This is a genomic window from Pedobacter sp. AC379 (assembly GCF_979258145.1).
Map to the genome: position 1 here is coordinate 4,907,974 of NZ_OZ409839.1, position 23,837 is coordinate 4,931,810.

22 protein-coding genes are annotated in these 23,837 nt (G+C 37.1%); 12 read left to right on the forward strand and 10 right to left on the reverse strand.

Annotated features, from left to right (window positions below):
- Positions 1-5: 5 nt before the first annotated feature.
- A complete protein-coding gene (locus ACZZZW_RS21215; protein WP_055906411.1) occupies positions 6-866 on the forward strand; it encodes a hypothetical protein in 861 nt (286 codons plus the stop codon).
- 788 nt (positions 867-1,654) lie between these two features.
- Here ACZZZW_RS21215 and ACZZZW_RS21220 read toward each other — a convergent pair.
- Positions 1,655-3,016: an acyl-CoA dehydrogenase family protein gene (locus tag ACZZZW_RS21220; RefSeq protein ID WP_055906416.1), complete on the reverse strand. Its 1,362-nt coding sequence runs from the start codon at positions 3,014-3,016 to the stop codon at positions 1,655-1,657.
- Positions 3,017-3,169: 153 nt separating this feature from the next.
- Here ACZZZW_RS21220 and ACZZZW_RS21225 point away from each other — a divergent pair, with 153 nt between their 5' ends.
- The gene (locus tag ACZZZW_RS21225) at positions 3,170-3,544 is read left to right on the forward strand and encodes a YtxH domain-containing protein (RefSeq protein ID WP_157255367.1); all 375 of its coding nucleotides are present in this window, start codon (positions 3,170-3,172) and stop codon (positions 3,542-3,544) included.
- Positions 3,545-3,614: 70 nt separating this feature from the next.
- On the opposite strand, the gene bshB1 is transcribed toward ACZZZW_RS21225, so the two are convergent.
- Genes bshB1 through ACZZZW_RS21240 form a run of 3 tightly spaced genes read right to left on the reverse strand, consistent with a single transcriptional unit; the run spans position 3,615 to position 5,469 of the window.
- Positions 3,615-4,331, reverse strand: a complete 717-nt coding sequence (gene bshB1, locus ACZZZW_RS21230) for a bacillithiol biosynthesis deacetylase BshB1 (RefSeq protein WP_055906656.1) — start codon at positions 4,329-4,331, stop codon at positions 3,615-3,617.
- A gap of 24 nt (positions 4,332-4,355) precedes the next feature.
- Positions 4,356-4,850 (reverse strand): glutathione peroxidase, encoded by a 495-nt coding sequence (locus ACZZZW_RS21235; protein ID WP_463496371.1) that lies wholly within the window; start codon positions 4,848-4,850, stop codon positions 4,356-4,358.
- Positions 4,851-4,854: 4 nt separating this feature from the next.
- Positions 4,855-5,469 (reverse strand): DUF4294 domain-containing protein, encoded by a 615-nt coding sequence (locus tag ACZZZW_RS21240; RefSeq protein ID WP_055906423.1) that lies wholly within the window; start codon positions 5,467-5,469, stop codon positions 4,855-4,857.
- Positions 5,470-5,578: 109 nt separating this feature from the next.
- On the opposite strand from ACZZZW_RS21240, the gene ACZZZW_RS21245 reads away from it, so the two are divergent.
- The 4 genes from ACZZZW_RS21245 (at position 5,579) to ACZZZW_RS21260 (ending at position 11,363) form a co-directional block, all read left to right on the forward strand.
- Positions 5,579-7,786, forward strand: coding sequence for a RelA/SpoT family protein (locus ACZZZW_RS21245; protein ID WP_055906427.1), 2,208 nt, complete (start codon positions 5,579-5,581; stop codon positions 7,784-7,786).
- Positions 7,787-7,939: 153 nt separating this feature from the next.
- Complete coding sequence (locus tag ACZZZW_RS21250; RefSeq protein WP_055906430.1) at positions 7,940-8,443, forward strand: Fur family transcriptional regulator; 504 nt, start codon at positions 7,940-7,942, stop codon at positions 8,441-8,443.
- 31 nt (positions 8,444-8,474) lie between these two features.
- Positions 8,475-9,755, forward strand: coding sequence for an adenylosuccinate synthase (locus ACZZZW_RS21255; RefSeq protein WP_055906433.1), 1,281 nt, complete (start codon positions 8,475-8,477; stop codon positions 9,753-9,755).
- 351 nt (positions 9,756-10,106) lie between these two features.
- Entirely contained in the window at positions 10,107-11,363 is a 1,257-nt protein-coding gene (locus ACZZZW_RS21260; protein ID WP_055906435.1) for an anthranilate synthase component I family protein, read from the forward strand.
- A gap of 243 nt (positions 11,364-11,606) precedes the next feature.
- Here ACZZZW_RS21260 and ACZZZW_RS21265 read toward each other — a convergent pair whose 3' ends face one another.
- The 4 genes from ACZZZW_RS21265 to ACZZZW_RS21280 form a co-directional block, all read right to left on the reverse strand.
- Positions 11,607-12,413, reverse strand: a complete 807-nt coding sequence (locus ACZZZW_RS21265) for a M48 family metallopeptidase (RefSeq protein ID WP_055906438.1) — start codon at positions 12,411-12,413, stop codon at positions 11,607-11,609.
- Between the two features lie 95 nt (positions 12,414-12,508).
- The gene (gene plsY / locus ACZZZW_RS21270; protein WP_055906441.1) at positions 12,509-13,156 is read right to left on the reverse strand and encodes a glycerol-3-phosphate 1-O-acyltransferase PlsY; all 648 of its coding nucleotides are present in this window, start codon (positions 13,154-13,156) and stop codon (positions 12,509-12,511) included.
- A gap of 49 nt (positions 13,157-13,205) precedes the next feature.
- Positions 13,206-14,051, reverse strand: coding sequence for a carboxylating nicotinate-nucleotide diphosphorylase (gene nadC / locus ACZZZW_RS21275; protein WP_369800138.1), 846 nt, complete (start codon positions 14,049-14,051; stop codon positions 13,206-13,208).
- A 161-nt stretch (positions 14,052-14,212) separates the two neighbouring features.
- Positions 14,213-14,611 (reverse strand): DUF4783 domain-containing protein, encoded by a 399-nt coding sequence (locus tag ACZZZW_RS21280; protein WP_055906447.1) that lies wholly within the window; start codon positions 14,609-14,611, stop codon positions 14,213-14,215.
- A gap of 173 nt (positions 14,612-14,784) precedes the next feature.
- On the opposite strand from ACZZZW_RS21280, the gene gpmI reads away from it, so the two are divergent.
- Complete coding sequence (gene gpmI, locus ACZZZW_RS21285) at positions 14,785-16,308, forward strand: 2,3-bisphosphoglycerate-independent phosphoglycerate mutase (RefSeq protein ID WP_055906449.1); 1,524 nt, start codon at positions 14,785-14,787, stop codon at positions 16,306-16,308.
- Positions 16,308-16,838 (forward strand): hypothetical protein, encoded by a 531-nt coding sequence (locus ACZZZW_RS21290; RefSeq protein WP_055906452.1) that lies wholly within the window; start codon positions 16,308-16,310, stop codon positions 16,836-16,838. The genes gpmI and ACZZZW_RS21290 overlap by 1 nt, the downstream gene beginning before the upstream one ends.
- A gap of 51 nt (positions 16,839-16,889) precedes the next feature.
- On the opposite strand, the gene ACZZZW_RS21295 is transcribed toward ACZZZW_RS21290, so the two are convergent.
- Complete coding sequence (locus ACZZZW_RS21295) at positions 16,890-17,510, reverse strand: tetratricopeptide repeat protein (protein ID WP_055906454.1); 621 nt, start codon at positions 17,508-17,510, stop codon at positions 16,890-16,892.
- 318 nt (positions 17,511-17,828) lie between these two features.
- On the opposite strand from ACZZZW_RS21295, the gene lon reads away from it, so the two are divergent.
- Both lon and ACZZZW_RS21305 read left to right on the forward strand, forming a co-directional pair.
- The gene (gene lon / locus ACZZZW_RS21300; RefSeq protein WP_055906457.1) at positions 17,829-20,300 is read left to right on the forward strand and encodes an endopeptidase La; all 2,472 of its coding nucleotides are present in this window, start codon (positions 17,829-17,831) and stop codon (positions 20,298-20,300) included.
- Between the two features lie 81 nt (positions 20,301-20,381).
- Complete coding sequence (locus ACZZZW_RS21305) at positions 20,382-21,332, forward strand: lipid A deacylase LpxR family protein (RefSeq protein ID WP_055906460.1); 951 nt, start codon at positions 20,382-20,384, stop codon at positions 21,330-21,332.
- Positions 21,333-21,512: 180 nt separating this feature from the next.
- Here the strand turns inward: ACZZZW_RS21305 and arfB are convergent, their stop codons facing one another.
- Positions 21,513-21,920, reverse strand: a complete 408-nt coding sequence (gene arfB, locus ACZZZW_RS21310) for an alternative ribosome rescue aminoacyl-tRNA hydrolase ArfB (RefSeq protein WP_463496372.1) — start codon at positions 21,918-21,920, stop codon at positions 21,513-21,515.
- Positions 21,921-22,105: 185 nt separating this feature from the next.
- Between arfB and cmk the strand changes: the two genes are divergently transcribed.
- Both cmk and ACZZZW_RS21320 read left to right on the forward strand, forming a co-directional pair.
- Positions 22,106-22,786, forward strand: coding sequence for a (d)CMP kinase (gene cmk, locus ACZZZW_RS21315; RefSeq protein ID WP_055906466.1), 681 nt, complete (start codon positions 22,106-22,108; stop codon positions 22,784-22,786).
- Positions 22,787-22,980: 194 nt separating this feature from the next.
- A complete protein-coding gene (locus ACZZZW_RS21320) occupies positions 22,981-23,811 on the forward strand; it encodes a 3-keto-disaccharide hydrolase (protein ID WP_463496373.1) in 831 nt (276 codons plus the stop codon).
- The last annotated feature ends 26 nt before the right edge of the window (positions 23,812-23,837 follow it).

Consider the following 23,837-nt stretch of genomic DNA (forward strand, 5'->3'; position numbering starts at 1 on the left):
TACAAATGAATCGTGATTATAGTTCGATAAGTCCTTCAGCGAAATCTTTGCTACTTGCCAAAAGTTTAACCAATATCCCCTTTGTTGCTGATGCTGTTAAATTAATTTATGGTAACCACGACCTTGAAAATTTGTACACTAAAGATTTTGATGAGATATTTTTAAAACGGCTGGTGCATTTCGAAAGCAGGTATTTATCGCTGGATAGTTTACTTTTTGCTTCAGGCTCCCTAAATATCCTTGAAATTTCTTCCGGTTACTCGTTTAGAGGGCTTGATCTTGTTTTAAGGCACCCAACTATTTATTACCTGGATACCGATTTACCGGGTGTAATCGACATTAAGAAAGATTTGGTTAACAGATTAATAGTTGAAGAAAAGTTATCATTAAAAGGAAAACTCAAAATTGAGGCCTTAAATGCCTTGGACGAGGATGCTTTTTTAAATGCCATAAATCAAATGCCGCTTGGCCCTGTAAGTATCATTAACGAAGGTTTATTGGTGTATTTAAATACCGAAGAAAAGATATCTCTTTGTAAAACTATCCACAAATCACTAAAACTAAGAGGTGGTTATTGGATTACCGCTGATGTTTACATTAAACGGCCAGACCTTAAAAATGACAATGACGATCATTTTTCTCAGTTTTTAGCCGCACATCATGTAGATGATAACAAGTTTGAAAGTTTTGAGCAAGCAGAACAGTTCTTCTTGGCACAAGGTTTCAAGCTGATCACCAAAGCAACCTCTGTTTGGCATCAACTCTCATCGCTAAAATATATTGATGCAGCGTTAATCAAAAAAATAAAAGAGCAGTCAAATAAAGTTGGGAGAATCCGCGAAACCTGGGTGTTAAAAGCGATTTAAATGATTAAGGCAGGGCTATAAACACTTCATTTTTAAAACATAAATTTTCTTAAGAAGCCCAAGACCTGTTCAAAAAATAAGTTTCTTCCCGTTTTACGCTTTCAATTTTATTAAGTTAAAAATTGTTAACCACAGATAGACACTGATAAACACAGATTTTTATACCTGTGTATATCCTTTTTACCTATGTTTAAAGTAGGATTGCCTTTTTATAGGGCTTAGCTTAATGGCATTGGGTTAAAAGGCGCACTACCTTTGTTTATAAACCTGACAGCAGCGAGCATCCCGATTCTTCATCGGGATAAAGCAAATGGCAGGACTACAGCACCTATGAAATGCTGACATTCGTTTCCTAAACCTAAAATCTTAAATAGTCCCACATTTGCAATGTAAAAATAATTCCTTTAAGAGCGATAAAATCGCTTTACTCGTACATCCTCGTTACAAACGAGGACGATGTAGATGATCATCTATAAATTCTCCGTGCTTTCTGTGTTTCCGTAGCAAAAACCGACCTCTGTGTAAATCTGTGGTTAAAGTTCTTAAGTAGCCCTCGTTTGTAACGAGGATTTTTGAGGTACGCATTTGCAATGCAAAAATAATTCCTTTAAGAGCGATAAAATCGCTTTACCCGTACATCCTCGTTACAAACGAGGACGATGTAGTATAATCATCTATAAATTCTCCGTGCTTTCTGTGTTTCCTTGGCAAAACCCATAAGTTCAGATTGAAAAATATCTTTTATGATTTAGCACGTGTTCCGCTTAAACAAACGAAGTTTCCCCACCTTAAACAAATGCTGAAAACCCGGTTATCGCCCGGCCAACAATCAGCGTATTAATTTCCTTTGTGCCTTCGTACGAATAAATGGCTTCTGCATCGGCCACAAATCTTGCTACATTATATTCAAGCAGAATTCCATTTCCGCCCATTACTTCCCGTGCTTTACTCACCACATCGCGTGTTCTTAACGAACAGAATACCTTTGCCAGCGAGGCATGTTCATCTTTTAATAATCCTTGATCCTGCAATTGAGATAAACGGAAACAAAGCGTTTGCATAGCGGTTAAATTGGATAGCATTTCTACCAAGTGGTTCTGAATCAATTGGAAAGAAGCAATTGGTTTTCCAAACTGTTTCCTGGTGCGTGTATATGCTAAAGCATTTTCATAAGCACCACGTGCACAACCTACCGCTTGCCAGGCCACTCCTGCCCTCGTCATTTGCAATACTTTAGCGGTATCTTTAAAAGAATTCGCATTTTGTAAACGGTCTGCTTCATCTACCTCGCAGTTTGTTAAGGTGATAATTCCATTTTGCACAATTCTCAAGGCCATTTTATCCTGCATTTTTTCTACCGCAAAGCCAGGATTATCTTTTTTCACAATAAAACCCTTCACCTCGCCACTATCTTCATCACGCGCCCAAATAATTAAAATATCGGCGAAAGTTGCATTGCCAATCCATTTTTTCTGCCCATTCAATACCCATTTGCCGTCTACTTTTTTACACGTTGTTGTTAAACCACCCGCAGCGGCAGAGCCAACTTCGGGTTCTGTTAATCCAAATGCACCTATAATTTTAAATTGCTGCATAAGCGGCAACCATTGTTGTTTTTGTTCTTCAGATCCGCATAAATAAATTGATCCCATTGCCAAACCACTTTGAACACCAAAAAACGTAGAAATAGAGGTATCAATCCGGGCCATTTCCATTGCTAAAATCCCTTCCATTAAATTCGACTTGCCCGGACAGCCATAACCTTTATAAGTTAATCCACAAATATTTAGTTCAGCAAGTTTTGGAATAATCTCAAAAGGGAATTCTGCTTTGTTCCAATAATGGTTCACTATGGGTTTTACTTCTTTTTCTAAAAAAGCGCGTACTTTTAACTGAAGTTCACGGTCTTCCTCTTTTAAGGCTTCATCACCCAAATGATAAAAATCACCTTCTATAGGAGGTAATTCTCTCTTTTTACCAGAGCCACCCATCATTTTCATCATGCCCTGTATCTGTTTATCATCTAAACTGGATATGGTTTCGACCATTTTTGGCAGGTCTACTTTTTTCGACAAAGCTTCTAACTTATCAAAATCTACGTGTTTGAAAAGATTGTATGCGTTTTTAAGAGAAGAGAATATGTTCGCCATTATTATTCGTTTTGAGAGTAACAAATGAAGGGTTGTTTTGTTGGGCGACGACCTAGATCGGTTACGTTATCTTGTAACTTCACAACCAAAAAGTGTAACATAAAACATTATCAACAAAGCGCTGTTCTATCGTTCTAATTTAAATTTAATTGTATGAGCACAGAAAATCAATTACCTGAAGAAGAACAAAGTTTCTTTGATAAGGCCAAGAGTAAATTAAGCGACTTAAAAGATAAAGCTGAGGATGCCTGGGACGATGCAAAAGATAAAGCTGAAGATGTTTGGGAAGATGTAAAGGACAAAGCCGAAGATTTAAAAGATAAGGCTGAAGATAAATATGATGAACTGAAAACGAAAGGCGCATTTGCTGCCGGAGAAGCCAAAGGTGAAGCAGAAACAACAGGCGAAACTTTGAAAGACAAGGCTAGTGATTTGGCCGAAAAAGCTGCTGATAAAACCGATGACCTAAAAACACAAGCTGCCTTTAAAGCTGGTGAGATAAAGGGAAATTTTGAGGCAAACAAATAATAGTTATTTATAACAAAAGCGCATGCCTGATAATGCAGGCATGCGCTTTCAATTTGTTAAAAAATTGTTTTTATTTTAAATCAAACAGATTATCAACCCCTAGCAATTTCCTTGAAGTAAAACCTTCGCCGAAAGTTGCACCAATGCTTTTGCCAAATTCTCTCGATCGGCCGATTACAGTTTCAAAAAATTCTGGTGAAGAAATATAGGTTTGTAAACCTTCAACATCAGGATTATAAAACTGCGTTTTAAAAGCCTTTATCGATTCAATTTTTTTATCCATATGATCAGATATATCAACAATAATATCAGGCTTTAAGTACCGATCCTGGATGTATTGCAACAATAACCTTGGGCGGTGTGCTTCCTGACTGATACCATCTATAGCAGTTTCTATTTTTGGTAAACCGGATAAAAAAACTGAATCATATACCAAATCGCCAGCTCTTCCATGATCGGGGTGGCGATCTTCGAGCGCATTGCTCAATATAATTTCGGGCTGGTATTTTCGGATTGCCTTAATTACTTCCAGGCGGTGAAATTCATCATTTTGAAAAAACCCATCCCTTAACCTCAAATTTTCGCGGGCATGTAAACCCAAAATTTTTGCAGAGTCGGCAGCTTCTTCATCTCTGGTTTCTGCTGTACCACGTGTACCCAGCTCGCCACGGGTTAAATCTACAATTCCAACTTTTTTACCAAGCGCAATGTGTTTCAAAATAGTACCTGAACAGCAAAGCTCAGCATCATCTGGATGCACGGCTATAACTAAAATATCTAATTTCATGATGTAATTATTGGGCATTTTGATTCAGCAATTGCTGAATTTTCTTTTAATTTTCGAACTCAATGGTTTGGTAAACGCTAGAAAATAATCTTCCAGTTCACCATTTTTGTTCACAATATATTTATGAAAGTTCCAGCGGGGTTTGGAACTTAATTTTGAGTTTTGTTTTTTATCGCTCAAAAACTGGTAAAGCGGATGGGCATGTTCGCCACGCACCATAATTTTATCAAACACGGGGAATTTTACGCCATGGTTAATTTCGCAAAAAGAAGCTATGTCAGTCCCGTTTAAAGGTTCCTGTTTACCAAAATCGTTGGTAGGAAAACCTAAAATTTCAAAATCAGGGTTATTAACCTCATCTTTAAGCTGTTGCAATTCTTTTAATTGTGGTGTAAAACCACATTCTGAAGCTGTATTTACAATTAAAACAACTTTATTTCGGTAGGCAGATAACGGCTGTTCTTCGCCATTAATTTTCTTTACCTTAAATGAATAAATATTCGGAATGCGTTCCTGCATTATGTTATTGATAAAATCCCGAGGTACGGATAATGGATTCTATATCCTTATCCTCGTTCGGATCGTAAGTGCTTTTTAAATTATGGCCCACTACACGCGCAACAATCTGGTATGAAAATGCAGCAAAACCACCTTTGGTCTGCTTCACAATTTCATAAGTTGTTCTGCCCACTTCACGGTCGATCAGTTTCGTTAAAATCTGACCTTGGGTAATCGTTAAATCTTTTATTTCGCGGTTAAACATGTCTTTAATTTCCTTATCACATTGTTTAACCAACTGTTTTTGTTCCTTTTTTTCTGGTGTTTTTGCAATATCCTGCTCCAGTTGCTCATATCTCCGCTTTGCAAACAATGCATAAGGCATTACCTTTAATACATTGTACCGTAAACGGTTGTAAGCCGCTTGCTCTGCCGGCGATTTCCAGATTCGTGCAGCATAGATACTTACATCCTGCAACTGCATCCATGGAATCATTACACCATTATCATTTGTAGAGGCTACTCTTATTGTATCACTTTTCCCCATTTTAGGAAACATAGGGGCATTTGAATCCTGAGCCCGTAGCGAAAAGCTACAAATCATTACAATACAAAGAAAAAAGAGCCCTTTAAATTTCATAAATTTATACTTTTACAAAGTTAGGTGTTATTTCATATATTAGGTGTTTCACAAAACTAATATAAGTTTTATTCATAAATAAGACGCAATTTTTACGCAAAAAATACAAATGAAAACAGAGTTAGTGATTGATTTAGAGGCGGAAAAGCAAGAAATTCTAAAAAGATATAGGGCATTATTACGGGCAAGCAAATCTACTTTACAAAAGGGCGATAAAAAAGAAATCAGGAAAGCTTTTGATATGGCGCTGGAAAGCCATAAAGATATGCGCCGAAAATCTGGCGAACCTTATATTTATCACCCCATAGCAGTAGCGCAAATTGCGGCCGAAGAAATTGGGCTTGGAACAACCTCTATTGTTTGTGCGTTACTGCATGATGTTGTAGAAGATACCGATATAACTTTAGAAGATATTGAACGCGAATTCGGCAAAAAAACTGCTAAAATTATCGATGGATTAACCAAAATATCTGGGGTTTTCGATACCAACAGCTCTTTACAGGCCGAAAATTTCCGTAAAATGCTGCTTACCCTGGCCGATGATGTTCGTGTAATCCTGATCAAACTTGCCGATCGTTTGCACAATATGCGTACAATGGATTTTATGCCGCGCCACAAGCAACTTAAAATCGCATCAGAAACCATTTACTTATACGCTCCATTAGCCCATAGATTGGGTTTATATGCCATAAAATCAGAGTTGGAAGATCTTTCAATGAAATATCTTGACCCTGACACCTATAAATTTATCGCAAAGAAATTAAACGAGAAAAAAGCCGAGCGTGCGCTTTTTATTAAAAAATTCGTGGAGCCTATTGATGAAATCGTTCATGAACAGGGTTTAGTGGCCGACGTATATGGCAGGCCGAAATCAATACACTCCATCTGGAATAAAATGAAAAAGAAAAATATTCCTTTTGAAGAGGTTTATGATCTTTTTGCCATCCGGATTATTTTGGATTCTGCCCCCGAAAATGAGAAAGCCGATTGTTGGAAAGCCTACTCTATCGTTACCGATTTATACCGCCCTAATCCCGATCGATTACGCGATTGGGTATCTTCGCCAAAAGGAAATGGCTATGAAAGTTTGCACACCACAGTGATGGGGCCTCGCGGCCAATGGGTTGAGGTACAGATTCGTACACAACGCATGAATGAGATTGCAGAAAAAGGTTTTGCTGCGCACTGGAAGTATAAGGAATCGAGCAATGATAACGGTTTGGATCAATGGATTCAGAAAGTGCGCGAAATGCTGAGTAACCCCGAAGCCAATGCTTTGGATTTTCTTGATGATTTTAAAATGAACCTTTTCTCTGATGAGATTTTCATTTTTACCCCAAAAGGCGCATTAATCCAATTGCCATTAGGTGCTACCGCCCTTGATTTTGCTTTCGAAATTCATACAGATGTGGGTGCAACCTGTATTGGTGCTAAAGTAAACCACAAACTTGTTCCAATTTCGTATAAACTGCAAAATGGCGATCAGGTAGAGATTATCACTTCAAGCAAACAAACGCCTAAAGAAGATTGGCTTAATGTAGTGGTTACGGCGAAAGCCAAATCAAAAATTAAATCATCTTTAAAAGAAGAAAAGCGGAAAATTGCCGAAAATGGCAAGGAAATTCTGGAAAGAAAGCTTAAATCGTTAAAAATCACTTACAATACCGATAATTTACAAAAACTCAGTTATTTCTTTAAACTCCCTTCTACGCAGGAGCTTTTTGTTAATGTAGCCCTTGGAAAAATCGAACTGAAAGATATCAAAGAATACCTTTCGAGCGAAAAAGAAGTTGAAAACCGCGGACCAGAACGCCCTGAAAATCTCTCAGTTGATGGCATAAAAAGTAAAATTAAAGGCGGAGAATCTGACATTTTACTGATCGGAGAAGATATGCAGCGCATTGATTATACTCTTGCAGCCTGTTGTAACCCAATTCCTGGAGATGATGTTTTTGGTTTTATTACCGTGAGCGAAGGCATTAAAATACACCGTACCAATTGCCCTAACGCTGCCCAGCTGATGGCAAATTATGGTTATCGCGTGGTGAAAGCCAAATGGAACAAACAACAGGAACTCACTTTCTTAACCGGCTTACGCATTGTAGGCATTGATGATGTAGGTTTGATTAATAACATTACCAGGGTTATTTCTACCGACTTTAAAGTAAACATGCGGTCGATTACAGTAGATACCAATGAAGGCATTTTTGATGGTTCGATTATGATTTTTGTAAACGATACCGAGCACCTGGAAAACCTGATTAAAAATTTATTGAAAGTAAGAGGTGTTACCGGGGTAACGAGGTTTGATGCTTAGTTAGTTTGAAATTAGATGCCGGATGTTATTTGCAATTTAAACTTCTAACTTCCGGCCACGGCCCACTAACTAATTACAAATCTGTGTAATCATTTCATCGGTGTAATCATTTTTCAAAACAATTTACCTACCTTTGAATGGAGTTTAAAAACTATGTCTGAACAAAAAACAAATGAGCTCGTTCGCAAGATTTTTGAGGCTTATTTAGAAAACAAAAATCTACGTAAAACACCAGAGCGTTTCGCTATATTGGAAGAAATATATTCTAGAAACGACCACTTTGACGTAGAAACCCTTTATATCCATATGAAAAACCAAAAGTACCGCGTAAGTCGTGCTACGGTTTACAATACATTGGAGTTATTGGTTTCGTGCGATTTGGTTACCAAACACCAGTTTGGTAAAAACATGGCGCAATTCGAAAAATCTTATGGTTACCGCCAGCACGATCATGTAATCTGTATAGAATGTGGTAAAGTAGTAGAATTCTGCGATCCACGAATTCACCAGATCCAAACCATGGTTGGAGATCTTTTAAAATTTGATGTAAAACACCATTCGTTAAACCTTTATGGTTTCTGCTCTGATTGCAGTATGGCCAGAAAAGTTAGCGAAAGTGCAGCATCAGCTGAAAAAATCGAAGAAATTAAATCATAATACAAATAAAACCAGCTTAATTTATTAAATAATGACGCAAGTAGATGTACTTCTCGGCCTGCAATGGGGCGACGAAGGAAAGGGAAAAATCGTTGATGTACTAAGTCCAAAATATGATCTTATTGCCCGTTTTCAGGGTGGCCCAAATGCCGGACATACTTTAGAGTTCGATGGCAAAAAATTCGTTTTAAATACAATCCCTTCAGGAATTTTTAACGAAAAAACCATGAATCTTATCGGTAATGGCGTAGTAATCGACCCAATTATCCTTAAAAGAGAGTTAGATAATTTAAAAAAAGCTGGTCATGACCCTGTTGCAGATGGCAAACTGGTAATTGCCCGTAAAGCACACTTAATTTTACCAACCCACCAGTTATTGGATGCTGCTAATGAAGCACGCATGGGTAAAAATAAGATTGGATCAACCTTAAAAGGTATTGGTCCAACTTATATGGATAAAACCGGCCGTAACGGTTTACGGGTTGGTGATACTACACTACCTGATTTCAAAGAGCGTTATGCTAAATTGGTAGAAAAACACACTGAAATCCTTTCTCATTATGAAGGTTTTGAATACGAACTGGCAGAAAAAGAAGCCTCATTCTTTGAAGCAATCGAATTCTTAAAAACGATTCCTCATGTAGATAGCGAACATTATGTGAATGGTTTCTTAAGAGAAGGAAAAGCAGTTTTAGCAGAAGGTGCGCAAGGAACATTATTGGATGTGGATTTCGGTTCATACCCTTTTGTAACTTCAAGCAACACTACCACTGCTGGTGCCTGTACTGGTTTAGGTATTGCACCAAATAAGGTGGGTGCCGTTTATGGTATCTTCAAAGCGTATTGCACACGTGTTGGCGGCGGACCTTTCCCTACCGAACTTGATAATGAAGTTGGCGAAAATTTAAGGGCTTTAGGTCACGAATTTGGTGCAACAACAGGCCGTGCCCGTCGTTGTGGCTGGATTGATCTTCCTGCATTAAAATATGCCATCATGCTAAACGGTGTAACCGAGTTAATTATGATGAAAGCTGATGTTCTGGATACTTTCGATACGATCTATGCTTGTACACACTATGAATATAATGGTGAAACGATCGATTATATGCCATACGATATTATTTCAATCGAACCAAAACCAGTGTTAAAAGCAATTGATGGTTGGGCTACTGATGTAACCAAAATTACATCTGTAGATGAAATTCCTGCTAAATTGAACGATTATATAGCTTTCCTAGAGAAAGAGTTAGAAGTGCCGATTAAATTCCTTTCAGTAGGACCAGATAGAGCACAAACGCTTGAATTACGTTAAAACATAAGATTCCGTCGTCTAGAAATAAATTCAGGTTGACGGTTCATAAAAGAAAAGGCAACCCACAACCGGGTTGCTTTTTTGTTTTTTAGTTAATTATTATAAAAAAATCGTCATTCTCGCGCAGGCGGGAATCTTAATGCAATAGACTCCAGGGCTCTCTATCTACCCGAAATTTCATCTCGACCAAAGCGGAGAGATCTATCTAAACAGATTTCTCGACTGCGTTGCACTCCGCTCGAAATGACGATCTATCTGAATGAAATTGGCATGAGAAAATCAATAAGCCGTTCCAAAAGATAAAAATTAATTTCTTACAATTATCAACGCTATTTTTACCTTTGCCGAAGCTTGAAAACCACACAAAACATATCTAATTTTAAACAAAAAGCATTGCATTGGGCCAACCAATTTGAAGTGTGCTGCATTTTAGATTCAAATGATTACAAAGACGCCTATTCTGCCTATGATTTTATTTTAGCTGCCGATGCACATCATGAACTTAAATATACATCAGGCAATGCCTTTCAGCAGTTGAAAAGCTTTTATGCTGAACATAAACAATGGGTTTTTGGTTTCTTTAGCTATGATTTAAAAAATGAGATTGAAGCAGTCCATTCTAATAATCCAGACCACTTAAATTTTCCTGATCTTTACTTTTTTGTGCCAAAACATTTAATTGCATTTAAAAACGGCAAAGCAGAGGTTTTGCTTGGAGATCAATCCATACTAACAGAAATAGAGACTTTTAACTTACCAGGAAAAAAACTCGCGAAGGCCATAACAATTGCACAAAGATTATCGAAAGATCAATATATTAATAAGGTAGAAGCTTTAAGAGATCATATTATTAGGGGCGATATTTACGAGGTTAATTTTTGTCAGGAATTTTTTGCTAAAAATGCAGAAATACACTCAGTTGAAACTTTTGAGGCACTAAATCAATTATCCCCCACCCCTTTTGCTGGCTATTTTAAAGTTTACGATAAATATATTCTATCCGCAACACCAGAGAGGTTTCTTTGCAAACGAGGATCAAAATTGACCTCTCAGCCCATTAAAGGTACCGCAAAAAGAAGCTTAGATCCAATTGAAGACGAGCATATAAAAATGCAGCTCAGGAACAGTATTAAAGAACAAGCAGAAAACGTTATGATTGTTGATTTGGTACGTCATGACCTTACGAAATCGGCTGTTAAGGGTTCTGTTATGGTGGATGAGTTATTTGGTATTTACAGCTTTCCGCAGGTACACCAGATGATTTCTACCGTCAGCTGTGAATTAGATCCCGGGGTTAATGCTATAGATGCCATTAAAAACGCATTTCCAATGGGCTCCATGACAGGCGCGCCTAAAGTTAAAGCCATGAAACTGATTGAAGAATATGAAGTAACCAAAAGAGGCATTTATTCAGGCTCATTCGGCTGCATCAGTCCGGATGGAGATTTCGATTTTAATGTTGTGATCAGAAGTATTTTATACAACGCAACTTGCAAATACCTATCTTTTCAGGTTGGTGGTGCAATTACATATCAAAGCGATGCCGTTTCAGAATATGAAGAATGTTTATTAAAAGCCAGTGCAATTTTGAAGGTTTTGGCTAGTTAGTTCATTTCAGGATTGGTTTATTAAGTAATTGATTATAATCTGATCGTAACGCCTGGCTCCAACTTAACGAATAGAAATCCGTCATCGTAATCCGATAGCTATCGGATTTATTTCAGGATCTTATAGCAAGGAAGATGCTGATCCCGAAGCTTAGGGACGTTTTGAAGATTACGAAAACAAAAAGGTGGAAAATTTCTGCATGACGCAAAAACCTTCCACCTTTATACCTTCTGGCTTCTAACCTTATTTCTTATAATATTGTTGTGCTTCAGGCAAATATTTTTGAATCTGTGCAATACGCGTGGCATCACTAGGGTGCGTACTTAAAAACTCCGCTGGTTTTTGCGCACCTGCAGAAGCAGCCGACATTCTATTCCAGAAAGCAGTAGCACTTTGAGGATTATATCCGGCCATAGCCATGAAAATCAAACCCAAACGATCTGCTTCCAACTCCTGATTACGGCTGAATTTTAGCATTGCAACCGGTGTACCAACGCCATAAAGCGTATTGAAAATAGACTGTGTTTTAGGGTTTTTAGATAATGCTACACCTGCTGCCGCACCAACTCCCTGTGCAACCATCTCTTGCGACATACGTTCTGCTGAGTGACCTGCTATGGCGTGAGCAATCTCGTGGCCCATTACGGTAGCTAAACCTGCATCATCCTGTGTTACAGGTAAAATACCAGTATAAACTACAATTTTTCCACCGGGCATACACCATGCGTTTTTCTCGTTATTTTGAACAACATTAACTTCCCATTGGTAATCTGCAATCAGGTTACCATAATTATTGCTGTTCATATAAGATTTTACAGCTGTAATTAACCTGCTTCCAATGGTTTTCACTTTTAAAGCCTGTGCATTTGAGGCTGGTAAAACAGTTGATTTATTTTCTGTTAAAAACGTACTGTAAGCCTGAAAGGCCATCGGCAAAACCTGATCGTTACTCACTAAATCAAACCGGCTGCGCCCTGTTAAAGGAACGGTAGAGCAGGAGTTAAATAATAAGATCCCAGCAACACTTGCTGTTAAAAATAACTTTTTCATAATACGATTTTAAATGATTAGTAAATACTGATAAGCAAAACCGATGATTAAACAGCAAGCCTATAAATATGTTTTAGTGAAATGTGTTTTGTTAATTAATTAGTTTTCTTCCTAAACAAATACACTTTAGATTCTTTGCCTTTCAGCAATCTTTCGAGGTTTTTTTGGTGGGTAACCAGGATAAGAACACAAACTACCATCCCGTATAATACTTCAGATTTAATGGAAACCTGAAACAAAAACACAACGCTGAGCGGAAAAGTAAATCCTGCACAGATGGAGCTTAATGAAACGTATTTAGTTAATAACAATACCACCACAAAAACCAGAACACAAAGCATAGATGCCTCGAAGTTAACTGCCAAAATCATTCCAAAAAGTGTAGCCACACCTTTTCCTCCCCTAAAACCTGCAAAAACAGGGAATAAATGCCCCATTACTGCGGTTACCCCTAAGGCGAGTTGATAATTAACAAAAACGACTGAGTTTTGCGGTCCGGTTACCGACATGCCGATAAAATAGGCCAGATTGGTTGCGGTATAACCTTTTGCTATATCGATGATCATTACAGCGATCCCGGCTTTTTTACCTAATACCCTAAAAGTATTGGTTGCACCGGCATTGCCACTTCCATATTCTCTTACATCAACCCCATAAAAGGCCTGACCAAGCCATACAGCTGTTGGTATAGATCCAAAAAGGTAGGCAATTAATAGTGCGCTGAGAGAATAAACCGTAACCATAGCCTACAATGATACAAAAAATAAGCTTTTAATTTTATAGCAATTCACTTTAGTATGCTTTTAAACTCATATCCAGGCTTTTTACAGAATGTGTAAGCGCCCCCATCGAAATATAATCAACACCACAAGCGGCATATTCTGCAACATTTTCTTCTGTAATTCCACCAGAAGCTTCTGTAATAAATTTACCATCGATTAATGAAACCGCAGCCTTTAAATTTTCAAAGCTAAAATTATCTAACATAATGCGATCTACACCACCAATAGCCAAAACCTGAGCCAGTTCTTCTAAATTTCTTACTTCTATTTCAATCTGAAGCACTTTATTCTCATTTGACAGATATTGATGAGCCGCATTTATCGCATTCGAAATTCCTCCGGCATAATCTACATGGTTATCCTTAATCAAAATCATATCGTACAAACCAATGCGGTGATTTACACCTCCACCAATTCTAACCGCCCATTTTTCCAAATAACGAAGTCCTGGGGTAGTTTTACGGGTATCCAAAATTTTAGTTTTAGTTGTTTTTAGCAATGAAACAATCCGATGCGTTTTTGTTGCAATGCCACTCATGCGCTGCATACAGTTTAAAACTAAACGTTCGGCAATTAAAATAGCATGGGTACTGCCCTCAACTGTTAATGCAATATCACCTACTTTTACCTCCGCCCCATCATGCAATAAAACATCAACTTTCAAATTGGCATCTACTTCCTTAAAAATCTCAATCGCCAGTTCGATTCCGGCTAAAATACCATCCTCTTTGATGATCAGTTTTGCTTTTCCCTGTGTTCCTGAAGGAATGGTTGAAAGTGAAGTATGATCGCCATCACCAACATCTTCGGTAAGGGCATTTTTTATGAACTGATGTATAAGCTTAATATCCAAAATGTAGATTTTATGCCGCAAAAATAAGAAATATTTATTAGCAGACAATTTACTGAAGCTTTAAAGTGAGCTGTTAACTTCAGAAGTTTATATAATTGTCTCTACAACTTGGGGAGTCGGCAAAAAGCAAAGCGATGGTAAAATATATAATGGCTTTGGGACAATTAATCTTTTGCCGGTTCTATCCGTAATTCAGTAATTGAAAAACTGGTATTGAATTTTTTCATTGTGATGGAAATCCTGAAAGTTTCCTTTGCGGTACTCAGGATGATTACACCAAAGCGGTAGTTTGGATTGGTGTTAATTTTATGAAAAATACTTGTTTTAACTGGGGGGTGTTTGATAAAAAAATCTCTCAAAATTTGTTCACCCTGTGCTTTTGAGTATACATCTTCTTCATCAATAATGATAAGTTCGATAGTTGAGGCAAAATTTTTGGCTATTTCTTTTGAGTTTGCAGACTTAAAATACGAGGATAAATCATCAATTATATCAGCCTGGATAACTGTTGGACCATATAATGAAGATAAACTGATAATGAATAAAAATAAGCTCCGGATCATTTCTGTATTTTATACAGAACCCTCTAGCTAAAATTATGCCATTAGCACATCAAAAAAAGGATTTCTTAATTTGTATAAGCTTCAATAAAGCTATATTTGCGATATTAACAAAACACTAAAACATGTTATACATGAAAATGTTTTAATGTGGATCAATAAATTTTTCTATAAAGATGGTAAACGATAAAAAACTCGCGCTAATAATTCTAGATGGTTGGGGCTACGGAAAACAAGATAATTCCGATGCCGCCTATGCTGCAAATACTCCTTTTTTCGATTCGTTATTAAAAAACTATCCAAACTCTAAGCTCGAAGCATCTGGTGAAGCAGTGGGTTTACCAGCCGGGCAAATGGGTAATTCTGAAGTTGGGCATATGAATTTAGGTGCTGGCCGGGTAGTTTACCAGGAGCTTGGAAGAATAAACAAATCAATTACCGACAGAGAATTGCATACCAACCCTATTTTGTTAAACGCATTCGATTATGCAAAACAAAATAATAAAGCTGTTCATTTTATAGGCCTGGTTTCCAATGGTGGCGTACATGCCCACATTGAACATTTAAAAGCTTTGTGCGATGCCGCTAATGAAGCGCAAGTACCAAACACTTTTATACACGCATTTTTAGATGGCCGCGATACTGATCCAAATTCTGGATTGGGTTTTATAACCGACCTCGAAAACCACATTCAGCATACCAATGCTAAATTAGCAACTATGGTTGGCCGTTATTACGCTATGGACCGCGATAACCGCTGGGAACGCGTTAAACAGGCTTATGATGTGATGGTTAATGGAGTTGGTGAGAAAACTCAGGATGCTTTGGCAGCGATCAAAAAATCGTATGCAGAGGGCGTAACCGACGAATTTTTAAAACCAATAGTTTTAACGCAAGCTGATGGTGCTCCGGTAGCCACTATTCAAAACGATGATGTGGTGATCTGTTTCAATTTCCGTACTGATAGAGGCCGTGAAATAACAACAGCCTTAACTCAAAAGGATTTTCCAGAGCAACAAATGCACAAATTACCGTTGTATTATGTTACAATGACTACTTACGACGAAAGTTTTGAAAGGGTTAATGTAATTTTCACTAAAGATGATTTAACCCAAACGATTGGCGAAGTATTGGCCAATAACAACAAAAACCAGATCCGCATTGCAGAAACGGAAAAATACCCTCACGTAACTTTCTTTTTCTCAGGAGGAAGGGAAGCTGAATTTAAAAATGAGAAGCGACTTTTAATTCCTTCCCCAAAAGTGGCTACTTACGATCTTCAGCCGGAGATGAGCGCAGCAGGAATTACGGAAGCCATTACCAGAGAAATGGAAACTGGTTGGGCTGATTTTATCTGCTTAAATTTTGCCAATCCTGATATGGTTGGACATACAGGTGTTTTTGAAGCCGTAATAAAAGCAGTAGAAACCGCTGATAAATGTGCAGAAATTGTGGTAAACACAGGTTTAGCTCATGGTTATTCATTTATTCTTTTAGCCGATCATGGTAATTCGGAGTTTATGGTTAACGGAGATGGATCTGCAAATACTGCACACACCACCAATCTTGTTCCATGTATTTTAATCGATAAAGATTATAAAACCATTGCTGATGGAAAGCTAGGCGACATTGCCCCTACTGTTTTAAAAATATTAGGTGTTGCCATTCCAGAAGAAATGACAGGAAATGTTTTAGTATAATGGTTAAGAAACTGTATTTTCTGGTATTTGCTTTGGCCTTGTTTTCCTGCAACCAGCGGAAAGAAGCCGAAGCAAATACTGATTTATTGTATTTTGATGTTAAAGGATATTTCGAAAAGGAAATTAACCGCCTTCAAAAGTTAAATCCTGAGGTAAACAAAACGGTTAGCATAAATGGCGCGGCAGAAAATAAAATAGCCAAAATAGCCAACTGGACAAAAGAGCTGGCCATATTTGTTAATGCCGACATTAATAAAACCTCGTGGAAAGGAAGTTTTAAAATAAAAGAACAAAACGGAGTAGATAGTTATATTTCCGATAATAAAAAAATCCCGATCAAAAAGGTTTCTATAACATGGAAAGGTGAGAAAGCCGATAAAATAGAGATCATCGTCGATAATAAAAATATCTTATACCGATCGCTGGATACTTTAACTTATTTCCCGGATAGTTTGTATTCGATCAAAAAGCAGCAGAAAATCAGGTTGTTAAATGAGAAAAAATATTCGATAGTTGGTAAATTAAAATAAAAAAAGGGGACTCGAAAATATTCAAGTCCCCTTTTCTTTTTAAATATTATTCTATTTTAAACTCGCAATTTGCGCTTTATCATATGTTACCCAGTCAATAATATCTTTTCTTAGCGGTTGCAACGTTAATACCTTTTGAAAATCGACTATAGAGTTATTAAATAAAGCTACGCAAGCAGCCTTTTCGTCCTTTTTCTTTGCCTTAAAAGATTTAAAAATTGCGTAATCTTTGTAGGCTAATCCACGGTTTTGAAACATCTGGGCATCTTCATCACCATTTATTTCGATGGCTTTGGTAAAATCTTTAAGTGAAGCCAGGTAAAAATTTTCGCGCATGGTATTTAATGATTCTTTAGGATCATTGGCTATTTTCAACCTTGCTATCCCCCGGTAATAGTAGGCAGTAACTTCGGTAGGCTTTATGGTTAATAAGCGGCTATAAGTTGCAATGCATTTCTCATACTCATGGTTCTGAAAATAAGAATAACCAAGCATTTTTAATACGTTGGCATTATCAGGTGTTTTGGTATCGGCTTTTTCTAATTGAGCGGCGGCAGTTTTATAATCACCTTTCATCATGGCCTGCATACTTCTTTCGTAACTGCTTTGGGCAAAACTACTGGTTGATGAAAAAATAATTAATCCTAAAATAGCCTTTTTAAAATAGTTCATGTATGAGTAATAAGTTTAACAAATCAAACGCCTAACGTAATTTTATAGGAGAAATTTTTTGCAATATAATCCTATTCTGATAATTTAAAAGTTTTTAATTATCTTTCATTTAAAACCAACTGTCCTAAACATTAGCTTAAACGCTAAAATATGCTTTATATGATAGTGGCTGAAATATTTATGTTACTCTGCCTTTTTAACATAAGATTAATGTTATTTTCAGTTTGGCACAAGAGTTGAATTTATTAACTTAATACCAAAATTAAACAAAGTGAATACGATTAAACTGCCAGTTTGTCGTTAGCGGAAAATGTGATAATGAGTAAACAAGATATATTTGATTTCCATACAGCAATGCCAATTATAAATGAGGATACCGAATTTTTCCCTTTAATGTCTCAACAAGACGAGGAGGAAATGAACAATGAGGAAACACCGGATACATTGGCGATATTGCCTTTGCGAAACACAGTTTTATTTCCAGGTGTGGTGATTCCCATCACAGTTGGAAGAGATAAATCAATTAAATTAATTAAAGAAGCTTACAAAGGAAATAAAATCATCGGGGTTGTTTCTCAGAAGGATGTTTCTATCGAAGACCCTACTTTTGAGCAACTTAACACTGTTGGTACGGTTGCAAACATCATCAAGCTTTTGCAAATGCCTGATGGTAATACTACGGTAATTATCCAGGGTAAGCAACGTTTCAGCCTGATTGAAGAAGTGCAGAACGAGCCTTACATTAAAGCGGTTGTAAAAAAATTCGAAGAGCAGAAACATAAAGCAGATAAAGAGTTTAAAACGCTGATTGCATCTATCCGCGAAATGTCAGCCCAGATTATACAGCTTTCTCCAAATATACCGAGTGAAGCCAGTATTGCACTTAAAAACATAGAGAGCAATTCGTTTCTGATTAATTTCATTTCGTCAAACATGAATGCCGAAATGTCCGATAAGCAAAAAATCCTGGAAATGGATAAATTGCAGGAAAGGGCACAAAAGGTAATGGAACTTTTGATGGTTGAATTGCAGATGCTCGAATTGAGAAATCAGATTCAATCGAAAGTACGTACTGATTTAGATAAGCAACAACGTGATTATTTCCTAAATCAGCAATTAAAAACCATTCAGGAAGAACTTGGTGGCAATTCTGCCGATTTAGAATTTGATGCTTTACAGGAAAAAGCCAAAAAGAAAAAATGGGCCCAAACTGTTGCAGATCATTTTGATAAAGAACTTGATAAGCTGGGCAGAATGAATCCGGCTGCACCTGATTATTCGGTACAGTTAAATTACCTGGAGTTACTTTTGGATTTGCCCTGGAGTGAATTTACCAAAGATAATTTCGACCTAAAAAGAGCACAGCGGATTTTAGATAAAGATCATTTCGGTTTAGAAAAAGTTAAGCAGCGCATTATCGAATACCTGGCTGTATTAAAATTAAAGCGCAATATGAAAGCGCCAATTTTATGTTTGGTTGGCCCTCCGGGAGTTGGTAAAACTTCATTAGGAAAGTCAATTGCAAAGGCATTGGGCCGTAAATATGTGCGTATGGCTTTAGGTGGCATCCGCGATGAGGCAGAAATTCGCGGTCACCGTAAAACTTATATTGGTGCTATGCCAGGCCGTATTATTTCTTCCATTAAAAAAGCCGGTGCAGATAATCCTGTTTTTGTATTGGATGAGATTGATAAAGTAGGAACTGACCACCGTGGCGATCCATCATCAGCTTTGCTTGAGGTTTTAGATCCTGAACAGAACAATGCTTTCTACGATCATTATGTAGAGGTAGATTACGATTTATCAAATATTTTGTTCATTGCAACCGCGAACTCTTTAAGTACCATACAACCTGCTTTGTTGGATCGTATGGAAATTATTGAGGTAAACGGCTATACCATTGAAGAAAAAATAGAAATTGCCAAAAAATACCTTTTGCCAAAACAGAAGGAAAATCATGGTTTACAAACGAAAGATATCAGCTTAAAAACTGCATTGATTGAGAAAGTGATCGAAGATTATACCAGAGAATCGGGGGTTCGTGGCTTAGAGAAAAAAATAGGTTCATTGGTGCGTGGTGTTGCTACAAAAATTGCCATGGAAGAAACCTATGATGCCAACTTAAGCAATGATGATGTTGAACGTATTTTAGGCGCACCGATTTACGATAAAGATTTATATGAAGGTAACGAAGTGGCTGGTGTTGTTACGGGTTTAGCCTGGACAAGCGTTGGCGGTGACATTTTATTTATCGAATCGAGTTTAAGTCCGGGTAAAGGAAAATTAACGCTAACGGGTAACCTTGGCGATGTAATGAAAGAATCGGCGGTTATTGCCCTGGCCTATTTACGAGCGCATGCTTCAGAATTCGACATCGATTATTCATTGTTTGACAATTGGGATGTTCACGTTCACGTGCCTGCAGGTGCTACACCAAAAGATGGTCCATCGGCTGGAGTAACTATGCTTACCGCATTAACTTCTGCATTTACACAACGTAAAGTTAAACAACACCTGGCCATGACGGGAGAAATTACCTTACGGGGAAAGGTGCTTCCTGTGGGCGGAATAAAAGAAAAAATACTTGCTGCCAAGCGTGCTAATATTAAAGAGATTATTCTTTGCAAAAGCAACCGCAAAGATATTTTGGAAATTAAAGAAAGTTACATCAAGGATTTAAAATTCCATTATGTAACCGAAATGAGTGAGGTAATTGAGTTAGCCTTAACCAAAAACAAGGTTAAAAAACCATTGGATTTGAGCGTTAAAATTGCGCCAATTGTTAACTAAATTGTAATTCTTTTGGATTATCATCAAAAATCCAATAACAATAAATACTTTTATAGCCTGGGTAATTGCCCGGGCTTTTTTATGAAATCATTTTTATTTGCCATAGTTTTTTGTTTGGTTGCTTCAACCAGTTTTGCGCAGTCGTTTAAAAACGAATTTGGTTTTAAAACCGAAAACGATGCTTATCTGGCTACGTTAAACGATCGCTATTATACAAATGGGTTGTTTATTTACTTCCGCCATGCGATAAATACCGAAAAACTATCGGATAAAATTGAGAAAAAGACTTATGAAATTTCTGCGGGCCAGAAAATGTATACGCCTTATTGGGGCATGGTAGCAAACAAGGAAGATCAAGACCGACCTTTTGCAGGTTATCTGTATGCTGGCGGTGCTTATTCTATTTTTTACAAAAACGAAAGTGTTTTAAAAACCAGTGTAGAATTAGGAACGGTTGGGCCTAATTCGCTCGCTCAAACAGCACAACGTTTTTTACATAAAACAGTTGGTTTTTATACGCCCGCAGGTTGGGATTATCAGATTAAAAATGAATTGGCCATAAATCTTGCTGCAAATTATAGTAAATTGCTTTTCAGGCCGGAAGATCCGATTGTGGATATCAGCGCCCAGGGTTATGCCAATTTGGGTACAACATTTTCTGGCTTGGGAACATCGCTTTTATTCAGAATTGGTAAGGTAAACCAATTATTCAATAGCGCATATCATAATGCAGTAATCGGAAATGCCAAAACGAAAAGCTTACACAATTCAGAATTTTTCTTTTATATAAAACCACAGCTTAATTTTGTAGCTTATGATGCCACGATTCAGGGCAGTCTTTTTAACAACAATAGCCCGGTTACCTTTGGTGTTAAACCGATTGTTTTTGAGCAGCAATTTGGTGTAAATTATAGTTCGAAAAGGTTTACAGCTGATTTTAATGTAATTTTTAAAACTAAAGAAGTAAAAAGTGTAGCTAAGGCACAGAATTACGGTGGCTTAAGCTTGTACTACAGGTTTGGGAAGACTTAGAATTCCTATATTGTTTGGCATTCATTGCTAAGCTTATTACCAGCCGCGATTGCCATGTTGACCCGAAGATTGGGGATCATCATCTCTCCTGCGTTAAAGGCCCTGAAATAAATTCAAGGTGACTTTACTAAGAACAACTATATAAATGTAATGGCAAATATTTCCATCTGATATTTTATTTCAAAAATCAGTTATTTTCCGGTTTTTTTTCTTTTCTGCTGTGGAGGCTTTATTTTTCAACCTCTTTTCGATAACTCCTTTAGGAATTTTAGTTGGTTTTCTCTTTTTCTGTACAATAAGTGACCGTTTTAACAAATCGATCAATTTAGCAATCGTTTTCTCTTTATTTAAAAGCTGGCTCCTATCCTCCTGCGAAACAATATGCAACAGGCCTTCACTATCCAGGCGATTCGATAATTTTTCTTTTAAAAGAGTTTTCTCGTTATCACTTAAACTTTCATTGGCATTAATATCAAAGATCAGTTCTACCTTGCTCGATACCTTATTTACATTCTGCCCACCTTTCCCCCCGCTTCTGGAAGTTTTGAAAGTAACAGACCGTAAAATTTCATCTCTTGTAGGTAACATGTACCAAAAATAGGAATTTGAAACAAATTTCGTCCCTTCCCTAATCACCTCAACTTACAATTTTGTATTTTATTTAATTAATTATCAGCTGCCAAACCATTTATTTATTAAAAATTTTATCAGATTTTATCTTTATAGTGCTAAAAATTGAGCATTCTGTTTCTATTTTTTACCTTTGCGCTACGATGAAGAAAAACCTTGTAATCGCAATTGATGGCTACTCATCTTGCGGAAAAAGCACATTAGCAAAGGCATTAGCAAAAAAATTAGGCTTCATCTATGTAGATAGCGGGGCAATGTACCGTGCCGTTACGCTATATTTTTTAAGAAACAACATTGATGTTACCGATGATGCCAAAGTTGTAGATGCATTACAGCACATCGAATTGAATTTTCACTCACGCGATTACGAATCGCACATTACCCTAAACGGCGAAGAAGTTTCTGATGAAATCCGTTTAATGCCTGTTTCAGAAAATGTAAGTGAGGTTTCTGCACATAAAATTGTACGCCATGAGATGGTTAAACAACAACAGCGCATGGGCAAATCAAAAAACATAGTAATGGACGGTCGCGATATCGGCACAACCGTTTTCCCGGATGCGCCTGTAAAATTCTTTATGACGGCTGATCCAAAAATAAGGGCCGAACGAAGATTTAAGGAACTTGAAAGTAAAGGCAATAATAAAACCACTTTGGAAGAAGTTTTTGAAAATCTTGCACACCGCGATTACGCTGATACCACCAGAAAGGAAAGTCCTTTGGTTAGGGCAGATGATGCGGTTATTTTAGATAATACTGATCTTACACAAGAAGAACAACTGGCATTCGCATTGGAAAGAGTTCAGCCTTTTTTAGCTCATTAAGTTTTGGTTAACTGTTGTAATTGGTTAATTAAAAATTGCCTTTTGTAAATTGTCAACTGAAAACCTGTTTTTGATCTGTATGCTCCAAGGATAAACTATCAACATTGGACTACATACGCTTTAATCTCTAACTCACTCTTGTTTCCTGAAACGAAAAAATTTCATACTTTTAGCACCTAACCCAAATGCTAACCATGAAATTAAAATCAATTTACCTTTCAGTATTATTTTTATCCCTAATAATCTCAAACGCCAGTGCCCAAAAAGGCTGGATCAATCTTTTTAATGGAAAAGATCTCAAAGATTGGAACATTAAAATTGCAAAACACGACTACAAAGAGAATTATGCCAATACTTTTCGGGTAGAAAACGGAGTAATGAAAGTAAGTTACGACGGATACTCGGAATTTGACCAGCAATACGGCCATATTTTCTATAAAAAGCCTTTTTCTGCCTACCTTTTAAAAGTTACATACCGTTTTGTTGGCGATCAGGCTAAAGGTGGCGAAGGTTGGGCCACAAGAAATAGCGGTGCGATGTTGCATTGTCAGGATCCGGCAACCATGTTAAAAAATCAGGATTTCCCGATTTCTATTGAAGGTCAAATTCTTGGCGGTGATGGTGAACATGAACGCCATACCAACAATGTATGTACACCAGGCACCTTAATTAATTACAATGGCAAATTGTTTACCCCCCACTGTTTAGATTCAAAATCTAAAACATACGCTGGCGACCAATGGGTAACTGCAGAATTTTTAGTTTTAGGCGATTCGGTAATAAAACACATTATAGCAGGTGAAGTGGTGTTGGAGTATACAAAGCCTCAAATTGGTGGCGGTAGCGTTTCCAATTTTGATCCGAAGGTTAAAATAGATGGAAAACCATTAACTTCAGGTTATATTTCATTACAAAGCGAAAGCCATCCGATAGAGTTTAAAACGGTGCAGCTTTACGATTTGGAAGCTTATATGAAAGATAAAGCTAAACTGGACAAGATTTTGGCAAAAATCTTAAAAGAGTAAACCATATTCGCACTTAGCTGTTAAAA